At 72.3% G+C, this 8,200-nt stretch carries 9 protein-coding genes; 3 read left to right on the forward strand and 6 right to left on the reverse strand.

Translation table 11 applies throughout. The annotated features are described in order from the left end of the window. The 3 genes from EEJ42_RS37100 to EEJ42_RS37110 all read right to left on the reverse strand — a co-directional run. Positions 1-415 (reverse strand): sirohydrochlorin chelatase (locus EEJ42_RS37100; RefSeq protein ID WP_184503457.1); only part of this gene is annotated, 415 nt, incomplete at its 3' end. Between the two features lie 100 nt (positions 416-515). Further along, positions 516-1,004 carry a MarR family winged helix-turn-helix transcriptional regulator gene (locus EEJ42_RS37105; protein WP_123106587.1) on the reverse strand — a complete coding sequence of 163 codons (489 nt, stop codon included), beginning with the start codon at positions 1,002-1,004 and terminating at the stop codon, positions 516-518. Between the two features lie 34 nt (positions 1,005-1,038). Continuing rightward, on the reverse strand, positions 1,039-2,019 hold the full coding sequence (locus EEJ42_RS37110) for an adenosine deaminase (protein WP_123106588.1): 981 nt from the start codon (positions 2,017-2,019) through the stop codon (positions 1,039-1,041). Between the two features lie 189 nt (positions 2,020-2,208). Between EEJ42_RS37110 and EEJ42_RS37115 the strand changes: the two genes are divergently transcribed. Both EEJ42_RS37115 and EEJ42_RS37120 read left to right on the forward strand, forming a co-directional pair. Continuing rightward, on the forward strand, positions 2,209-2,817 hold the full coding sequence (locus tag EEJ42_RS37115; RefSeq protein ID WP_246097610.1) for a Uma2 family endonuclease: 609 nt from the start codon (positions 2,209-2,211) through the stop codon (positions 2,815-2,817). 74 nt (positions 2,818-2,891) lie between these two features. After that, on the forward strand, positions 2,892-3,575 hold the full coding sequence (locus tag EEJ42_RS37120; RefSeq protein ID WP_123106590.1) for a SanA/YdcF family protein: 684 nt from the start codon (positions 2,892-2,894) through the stop codon (positions 3,573-3,575). A 51-nt stretch (positions 3,576-3,626) separates the two neighbouring features. On the opposite strand, the gene cutA is transcribed toward EEJ42_RS37120, so the two are convergent. Beyond that, positions 3,627-3,950 carry a divalent-cation tolerance protein CutA gene (cutA, locus tag EEJ42_RS37125; protein WP_123106591.1) on the reverse strand — a complete coding sequence of 108 codons (324 nt, stop codon included), beginning with the start codon at positions 3,948-3,950 and terminating at the stop codon, positions 3,627-3,629. Between the two features lie 109 nt (positions 3,951-4,059). Between cutA and EEJ42_RS37130 the strand changes: the two genes are divergently transcribed. Then, positions 4,060-4,419 (forward strand): cupin domain-containing protein, encoded by a 360-nt coding sequence (locus tag EEJ42_RS37130; protein WP_123106592.1) that lies wholly within the window; start codon positions 4,060-4,062, stop codon positions 4,417-4,419. Between the two features lie 91 nt (positions 4,420-4,510). Here the strand turns inward: EEJ42_RS37130 and EEJ42_RS37135 are convergent, their stop codons facing one another. Both EEJ42_RS37135 and EEJ42_RS37140 read right to left on the reverse strand, forming a co-directional pair. Further along, the gene (locus tag EEJ42_RS37135; RefSeq protein ID WP_123106593.1) at positions 4,511-7,108 is read right to left on the reverse strand and encodes a CBM35 domain-containing protein; all 2,598 of its coding nucleotides are present in this window, start codon (positions 7,106-7,108) and stop codon (positions 4,511-4,513) included. Further along, positions 7,105-8,200, reverse strand: a 1,096-nt coding sequence (locus EEJ42_RS37140) for a LacI family DNA-binding transcriptional regulator (protein WP_246097611.1), incomplete at its 5' end; no start/stop codon positions are given. The genes EEJ42_RS37135 and EEJ42_RS37140, both read right to left, overlap by 4 nt.

Here is an 8,200-nt window from a genome sequence, read left to right on the forward strand (position 1 = left end):
CGGGGCGGCGCGGGGCGCGCAGCCGCCGGCCGGCCTCGTTCAGGCGCGCGTGCAGGGCCTCGGCGAGGAGCGGGTGGGGGCCGAGCGGTGCGGCGATGCGCGTGGTGAGGTGGGCGGCCCGCGCGGCCGCCGCCGGAAGGTCCTCCTTGACGTGGTAGCCGCGGCCGAGCAGCAGCGGTACGAGGACGGCCTCGCCGCGGAGCGCGGCGAGGGTGTCCTCGAGCAGCGGCCGGTTCAGCTCGATGTGCCCGAGCCGTACGGGCACGTCGGGCCGCAGGGCCCGGACCGCGTTCACGAGCGCCGTCACGGTGCGCAACGCCGCCGGGTCCCGGCTGCCGTGCGCCACGGCGACCAGCGTCGGGGGACGCTCGCCGGTGGGGCGGCCGGAGGGGAAGGGGCGGAGCGACGCTGTCATGAAGCGACTGTGGCAGGGGCATATTGCGCCCCCGTTGCACGGCCGTGACGGGTGATTGCGTCGACTTCACGGTGGGGTGCGGGGCGGGATGAGGTGACGGTCAGTGGTGCCAGGCCTGGCCGCCGGTGTTGTGGATCATGCGCTGGAGGACCTTGAGGGTGGCGACGTAGTCCTCCTCGGGGATGCCGTCGTGGATGCGCGCCCGCATTCCCACCTGGCGTTCCGCCGCCCGGGCGCGCAGCGCGCTGCCCTCGGGGGTCAGGTGGAGGCGCTGGGCGGCGGTGTCGGTGGCTGTGGCGGTGGCGGTGGCGGTGGCGGTGAGCAGACCGCGGTCCAGGAGGGCGTCGATCTCGGGCTCCAGGGCGGCGCCCACGTCCAGGTAGCCCTGGAGGACGGCGCGCACCTCGGCGCGGGTGCGGCCGTCCTCGCCGCCGTCGTGGACCTGGTTCAGCGTCCACCACTGGGGCTGGCTGAGGCCGAATTCCGACAGCCCTTCGCGGATGTAGGTGACGACCGCCTTGGAGGCGGCCCAGCTCCAGTAGCCGATGGGCTGGCGGATCAGTTCGGTGTCGCTGTGTGAGAACTCCATGGCGACGAACGTAGAAGTTGAACCAAGGTTGAGGTCAAGACGCGTCGAGTTCCTTCAGGTACGCCGCCCGCGTCTCCTCGTCCAGGAAGGACGCCCGGAAGGAGTTGCGGGCCAGGGTGCGCAGCGCCGCCTGGTCGAGCCCGAGGGCGTCCCGTACGGCGGTGAAGTTGTCCTCCGCGTAGCCGCCGAAGTAGGAGGGGTCGTCGGAGTTGACGGTCACCAGCAGGCCCGCGTCCAGCATCGCGGGGAGGGGGTGGTCGGCGAGGCGGTCGACGACGCGGAGGCGGACGTTGGAGAGCGGGCAGACGGTCAGCGGCACCTGGTCGGCAACCAGCCGGGCCACGAGGGTCTCGTCCTCCAGGCAGCGGACGCCGTGGTCGACGCGGTCCACCCCGAGGATGTCCAGCGCCTCCCAGACGTACGCGGGCGGCCCCTCCTCGCCCGCGTGCGCGACGCACTTCAGCCCGGCCTCCCGCGCCAGCGCGTACACCTCGCGGAACTTCGACGGCGGGTGGCCGACCTCCGCCGAGTCGAGGCCGACGGCGGTGATCCGGTCGAGGTAGGGGCGCGCGGATTCGAAGGTGGCACGGGCCGATTCGGCGGACTCGTCCCGCAGGAAGCACATGATCAGGCGGGTGGTGATGCCGTAGGCCCGGGGGGCGGCGTCGAGGGCGCGGGTGAGGCCGCGGATGACGGTGCCGATGTCGACGCCGCGGGCGGTGTGCGCCTGCGGGTCGAAGAAGATCTCGGCGTGCCGGACGCCCTGCTCACGGGCGCGGGCGAGATAGGCGTTGGCGAGGTCGGCGAAGTCGTCCTCGGTGCGCAGGACCGCCATCAGCGCGTAGTAGAGGTTCAGGAAGTCCTGGAGGTCGGTGAAGGAGTACGCGGCGCGCAGCTCGTCCTGGGTGGCGTAGGGCAGCTCGACGCCGTTGCGCTCGGCGAGCGCGAAGGCGAGTTCGGGCTCCAGGGTGCCCTCGATGTGGAGGTGGAGTTCGGCTTTGGGGAGCGGCGGCACGGCTGGGATCACCTGCTGGTTTCGCTGGTACGGGATGACCCCCCAAGGCTATGCGGGATGGGGCACATCGCCCGTTCGAGGTAGTGCGAACGGATAACGGATACCTGGCGTCGCCCGTCGCTACGGTGAGCCCGAGAGTACGCTCCGTAGCAGATGGAGGATGCAGTGACCGCGATATTGGAGCGGCCGATGACCACAGACACACCGGGCGCCGAGGAGCCCCTGACGGGGTTCGACGACCTGCTCCGGACCACGGAGGAACTGGATACACCGGACGGCTTCAAGGCCGAGCTCATCAGGGGGAAGATCGTCGTGTCGCCGTGGTCGAGGCCGTTCTACAAGCTGTACATGAGGTCGCTGCGCCTTCAGCTTGCGGCCCATGTCCCCGAGGGGCACGACGCGGACACCTCCCCGTTCCTCTTCAGCTTCGCCTCCTCCGAGCGCGCCTACGGACCGGACCTGCACGTCGCGGACCTGGCGGCCTTCCGCGGCAACGCGCGCCATGTCGACGGCGATGCGCTGTCCCTCGTCGCCGAGTTGACGTCGGTCCCCACGCGTGACGTCGACTGGCAGGAGAAGCTCGAGGTCTACGGCCGCCATGTGCCGGTGTATCTCGTACTCGACATGCAGGCCGAGGAGATCACCGCCTTCTGGGACCCGTCGGACCACGGCTACCGGGCCCGGACGACCGTTCCCTTCGGCAAGCCGCTGCCCATCCCGGCTCCGTTCGGCTTCGATCTCGACACCAGCGAATTCATTGTTCCCGAGGAGCCCGAAGAGGACGACGCCGCCGAATAGCCCGGCGCAACCGCCGCGCCCCTTGGCCGCGTCACACAGCGCGATGGTGCTGGTGGGGCCAAGGGGAGGCGGGCATGCTCGGGTGGGCACGGCGGAGGTTGCCGCGGACGCGGCGGGGGTGGCGGGGGGCGTTTCAGGTCGCCGTGCTCGTCAGCGTGCTGGCGCTGCTGCCCGCGACCTGGCTGCGGCTGAGCACGGAGGGGCGGGTGCGGGCGGCGGTCGGGGACGCGCCGTCGGCGCCGGTCGGGGTGGTGTTCGGGGCCGGGCTGTGGAACGGGGAGCCGTCGCCGTATCTGGCGCACCGGCTGGACGCCGCCGTCGCGCTGTACCGGGACGGGAAGGTACGGGCGCTGCTGGTCACCGGGGACAACAGCCGGGACGACTACGACGAGCCGAACGCGATGCGTGCCTATCTGGTGAAGCGGGGCGTGCCGGACCGGCGGATCGTCAGCGACTTCGCGGGCTTCGACACCTGGGACTCGTGCAGCCGGGCGCGGCGCGTCTTCGGGGTGCACCGGGCGGTGCTGGTGAGCCAGGGGTTCCATATCCGCCGGGCGGTGGCGCTGTGCGGGGCGGCGGGGATCGACGCGTACGGGGTCGCGGTGGACGAGCCGCACGACGCGACGTGGGGCTTCGGCGGGCTGCGGGAGACCGTGGCGGCGAGCAAGGCGGTGCTCGACGCCACGTTCCGGCCCGACCCGCACTTCCTGGGGCCCCGGGAGCGGGGTATCGGCGATGCGTTGGCAGCGGACGGATAGCAGATAGCGGGTGTCGGATAGCGGATAGCAGATGACAGTTTCTGATTTCTGTCAGTCGATCGTCGTTTCCGCCACCACCCACGCCAGATAGTCCTCGCTGCCCTGCGTGATCGGTGTCGCGATCACTTCCGGCGTCTCGTAGTCGTGCGCCTCGCGGAGGTGGGCCTCCAGCTCGTCGTACCGCGCGGCGGTCGTCTTGAACAGCACCTGCCACTCGGCGGCGGTCTCGATGGTGTCCTGCCACCGGTAGACGGAGGTCACCGGCTGGCTGATCTGCGCGCAGGCCGCCACCCGGGCCTCCACGGCGCCGCGCGCCAGCGCCTCCGCCTTCTCGGGGGTGTCGGTGGTCGTCAGGACGGTCAGGTAGTCGGCCACGGCTGCCTCTCTCGGGTGTCGCGGGGGTGCGAACTGGCGCGCATCACGCTAGCCGGTGACGATTGAGGGAACCCGGCAAGGAATAGATCAGGCCGATCGAGGGGCACTCATGGATGACCTCACCGCGCTCGCCCGCCACCATTTGGACCAGGCGAAGGCCGATCCGCACGGGCGCAGCGCTCATCTGTTCCTGCACGACGGGCCGTTGCGGCAGAGCGTGATCGCGATGGTCTCCGGTTGTGAGCTGGACGAGCACAACGCTCCCCCGGCGGCCAGTCTGCACGTGCTGCACGGTCATGTGCGGCTGACCGGGCGCGGGGTGCGCACGGATCTCATCGCCGGGCAGGTGGAGCGCATTCCCCAGGAGCGGCACGGGATGCTCGCGCTGGAGGACTCGGTGGTGCTGCTGACCGCCGTGACCGCCACCGTCGGCTGCCCCACCCCCACCGAGGACGCGGCCACCGCCTGAAGCGCACCGGTCCGGCGTCGTACCGCGCTGACGCCGGGGTGGTGTTCACGCCCCGGTGCGCCTGCACGGCCGCACCGGGGCGCATCCGCGGTCAGCCGATGACCGGGGCCAGGTCGATCCGGTCGAGGTTGGGGGCGTACGCGCCCGGGTTGGCGAAGGTGATCTTGTTGGCGCCCTTGGCGAGGTCGACGGGGACGGTGAGGGTCCAGTAGTCGTCCCAGCCCCAGGTGTTCTTGAACATCACGCGCCGGGGCTTCCCCTGGCCGACCGTGATGTCCGCGCCGCGCGAGACGATGTCGGTGTTGTACGCGTGACCGTTGTCGCGCCGCTCGTTGTTGGCGTACCGGACGGCCATCAGGTAGCGCCCCGCGGCCGGGGCCCGGACGGTGAGGGTGGCGGTGTTGGACGCGCCGTTGCCGAGCCATCCGACGTAGCGGCCGCCCGAGGCGTGCGCGCCGGACTCGGGCTTGGCGGCGCCGGACAGGGCGCCGCTCTCCGCCTCGTACCCGCGCACCCCCGCCGTGTCGTCGCCCGCGCCCGTGACGTCAAGGGAGCGCAGCCGGACGGGCGCCGCTCCGGCCGGGGCGGCGGTGACGCGGTTGTTGCCCGCGGTCAGGTAGAGCCGCCGGGAGGCCGTCGTGGTCGCCCCGTGCGCGGTGAGCTCGAGCGGGCCGCCGGTCGCGCGCGGCGTCACCGTGTAGTACCCCTCGCGGGGTGCGTAGACGTCGAAGACCGCGCCGTCCCCGCCGCCCAGGACCAGCGCCCCGGTGCCGGTGCCGCTCGCCGAGCCGTAGTCGTAGGACGGGCTGCCGGTGGTGTCGGCGAGGGTGGCCTCGTACGCGGCGGAGGGCTTCGTGGCGGCCGTGAGGTCGATGCGGTCGAGGGTCACCTCGGCGGTGTCGTGCGCCAGGGCGATCACATGGCGGCCCGCGGAGAGCCGGACGGTGGTGTCCTTGAGCCCGCGGTAGGTCCAGTTCTCGGTGGAGGGGTAGGTGACGGTGCGGGCCGCGCCGCCGTCGACCGTGAGCCGCTGGGTGGCCGGGCCGCCGCTCTGGTTGCCGTAGAGGACCGACAGGTCGTAGTCCCCGGAGCGGGGCACGTCCACGGTGAAGGCGACCTTGCTGGTGTCCTGGTTGAGCGAGCCCACGTCCTGGGTGCCGGAGGCGGCGTAGCCGTTGGCGTTGGAGACGGTGCCCTGCGTGTAGACCTTGCCCGCCGTGATCGCCGCGTCCTCCGCCTCGTACGCCGCGTGCCACGGCACCTGCGCGCGCTGCGGGGTGCCGCTGCCCGCCGGGGTGAGCACGATCCGGTACGCGGACATCCGCTCCATCGCCGTGAGCGGCACCGTCACCGATCCGTCGGGCCCGACCGTCAGCTTCAGCCGGGCGAGGGTGCGGGGTGCGGCGTGCGCGCCCTCGTAGCCGGACCAGGTGGCCTCCGAGACGGCGGCGGTGACCTGGCGGCCGAACACCTTCGGGTCGACGTGGCCGACCGTCACGTTCGCGTCGCCCGCCGCCCCGCCGAGCAGCACCTGCGCCTGGCGCTTGGCGGTGTCGTAGGACGCGAGGCCCTGGAGGCTGTCGACGGCGTTCGCGGTGGGTGGGGTGACCTTGACGGTCCGGCCGGTCATGGTCGCGTACCAGCGGAAGAACCACCACGCGCCGTTGGGGATGTTGGACTGGGCGACGCTGCCGGAGAGGTTGCCCGCGGCGTCCCAGTACGCCTGATCGGCGTAGACCTTGTTGCGCTCGAACATCGAGACCCACTGGACGAGTTGGCCGGGGACGGACAGATCGCGGCGGTTGGCGTACTCGTCGATGTTGATCGGGCGCGGTGTGATCCCCGCGCGCTTCTCCAGGGCGCGGTAGTCGTCGTAGTGGCCCTGGAAGTCGCGCAGGGAGTCCGGCCCCAGCTCATGCCAGGTGGTGACCTGGGGCAGCACGTTCTCCTTCTTCGCCCAGGTCAGGAAGTCGCCCATCAGACGGGAGTGGTACGAGGACTCGTTGGGGCCCGCGATGCGCGCGTCCGGGTCGATGGCGCGGATGCGGTCGTGGACGGTCTTCCAGTCGCGGAAGAAGCGGTCGCGGTTCTTCTCGTACGTGGCCTGGTCGGCGACGCCGAGGTTGTACCAGATCTGGTCGGGCTCGTTGAACGGGACGTAGACGAAGTGCTCGCTGTCGGGCGCGTCGGCGATGTCGCGGACGACCTTGTCGACCTTGGTGAGGTAGTCCTCGATGCCCAGGTCCTCGTACGGCCACTTCGCGTAGATGTCCTGCATCATCACCAGGACGTCGCCGCCGCCGTTGCGGAAGAACGACTTCGAGACGGTGACGGCGTCGCCGTTCGGGTGCTGGGCGCCGCCCTCCGGCTTCTGGGTGACGGTGGTGAGCTTGAGGGGCGCGAGGGCGGCGTCGGTCGGCACGCCGTCGTCGCTGAGGCCGTACAGCGATCCGTTGGCGCCGCGCAGGACGGGGCCCTCGGGGGCGGCGAGGTCGACGGAGAGGGCCTGGGCCGCCTTCGGGGCGGCCGCGGGGGTGTCGGCGGGGGTGTCGGCGTCGGCGGGGACGGCCGCTGCGAGGAGCGCGGCGGCGAGGGCGGTGGCGGTGGCGGCCGTTCGTATCCGGTGTCTACCGGGCCGGCTGGACCTGCCGGACCGATCGGATCTGCTCGACCTACTGGGCCTGCTCATGCGCGGGGGACCTCCGAGGGTGGGTTCGGCGGTAACGGGGCCGGCGGTGGGCCGGAGCTTTCGCGGACGATCAGCAGCGGTACGGAGACGGGGCGCGGCGCGACCGGTTCGGCCTCCTCCAGCAGGCCGTGCAACCGGCCGAAGGCGGCCCGGCCCAGGCCCGTGAAGTCGAGCCGTACGGTCGTCAGGGAGGGCGTGAGGAACGCGGAGTGGGGGGCGTCGTCGAAACCGGCCACGCTCACCTCGCCCGGGATCGCCCGGCCCGCCTCGTGCAGCGCCCGGATCACGCCGAGCGCGAGGTCGTCGTTGCCGCACAGGATCGCGGTGACGGACGGGTCGCGGGCCAGCCGCCGCCCCGCCTGGTAGCCCCCGGCCGGATCCCAGCTTCCGGCCAGCGGGCGCGGTTCCGGCGCCCCGGCGGCGCGCAGCGCGTCCCGCCAGCCCGCGGTGCGCTGGCCGGTGCGGCGGGTGCTGGAGGGGATGGCGACGTAGTGGACCGTCTCGTGGCCGAGGTCCAGCAGGTGGCGGGTGGCGGTGCGGGCCGCCTCGCGGTCGTCCGTCCACACCCAGGGGCGGTGCCCGGCGGGCGGCCGGGACGGGGTCTCGACGACGCCCACGACCGGGAGTTCGTCGGGTACGGCGGCCAGGGCCCGGACCCCGGCGGTGTCGTACGCCATCACGATCAGCCCGCCGCCGGTGTCGGCGGCCCGCCGCACCTCGGCCCGGACGTCGGCGACGGTGTCGGACTCCAGGACGCCGATGGCGACGGTGTAACCGGCGGCGCGGGCGGCCTCCTCGACGCCTTGGAGGGTGGCGGCGTAGCCGTAGTGGGTGGTGTTCGCGGTCAGCACGGTGACCGACCGGGTCCGGCCGCTGGCCAGGGCGAGCGCGGTGGCGCTGCGGCGGAAGCCGAGGGTCTGGATCGTGGCGAGGACGCGTTCGCGGGTGGCGGGTTTGACGCTCGGGTGGTCGTTGATCACCCGGGAGACGGTCTGGTACGAGACGCCCGCGGCGGTGGCGACGTCGCGGATGCCGGGCCGCTTGCCGCCTCTTGTGTGACCGGTCACATGCACGCCAGGATTGTGACCGGTC

Source organism: Streptomyces botrytidirepellens (assembly GCF_003721215.1).
Taxonomy (GTDB): domain Bacteria; phylum Actinomycetota; class Actinomycetes; order Streptomycetales; family Streptomycetaceae; genus Streptomyces; species Streptomyces himastatinicus.

Coding starts and splice junctions, on each gene's coding strand:
- EEJ42_RS37120 (WP_123106590.1), top strand. CDS start 2,892: ATGCTCGGGTGGGCACGGCGGAGGTTGCCGCGGACGCGGCGGGGGTGG.
- EEJ42_RS37130 (WP_123106592.1), top strand. CDS start 4,060: ATGGATGACCTCACCGCGCTCGCCCGCCACCATTTGGACCAGGCGAAG.
- EEJ42_RS37105 (WP_123106587.1), bottom strand. CDS start 1,004: ATGGAGTTCTCACACAGCGACACCGAACTGATCCGCCAGCCCATCGGC.
- EEJ42_RS37115 (WP_246097610.1), top strand. CDS start 2,209: ATGACCACAGACACACCGGGCGCCGAGGAGCCCCTGACGGGGTTCGAC.
- EEJ42_RS37135 (WP_123106593.1), bottom strand. CDS start 7,108: ATGAGCAGGCCCAGTAGGTCGAGCAGATCCGATCGGTCCGGCAGGTCC.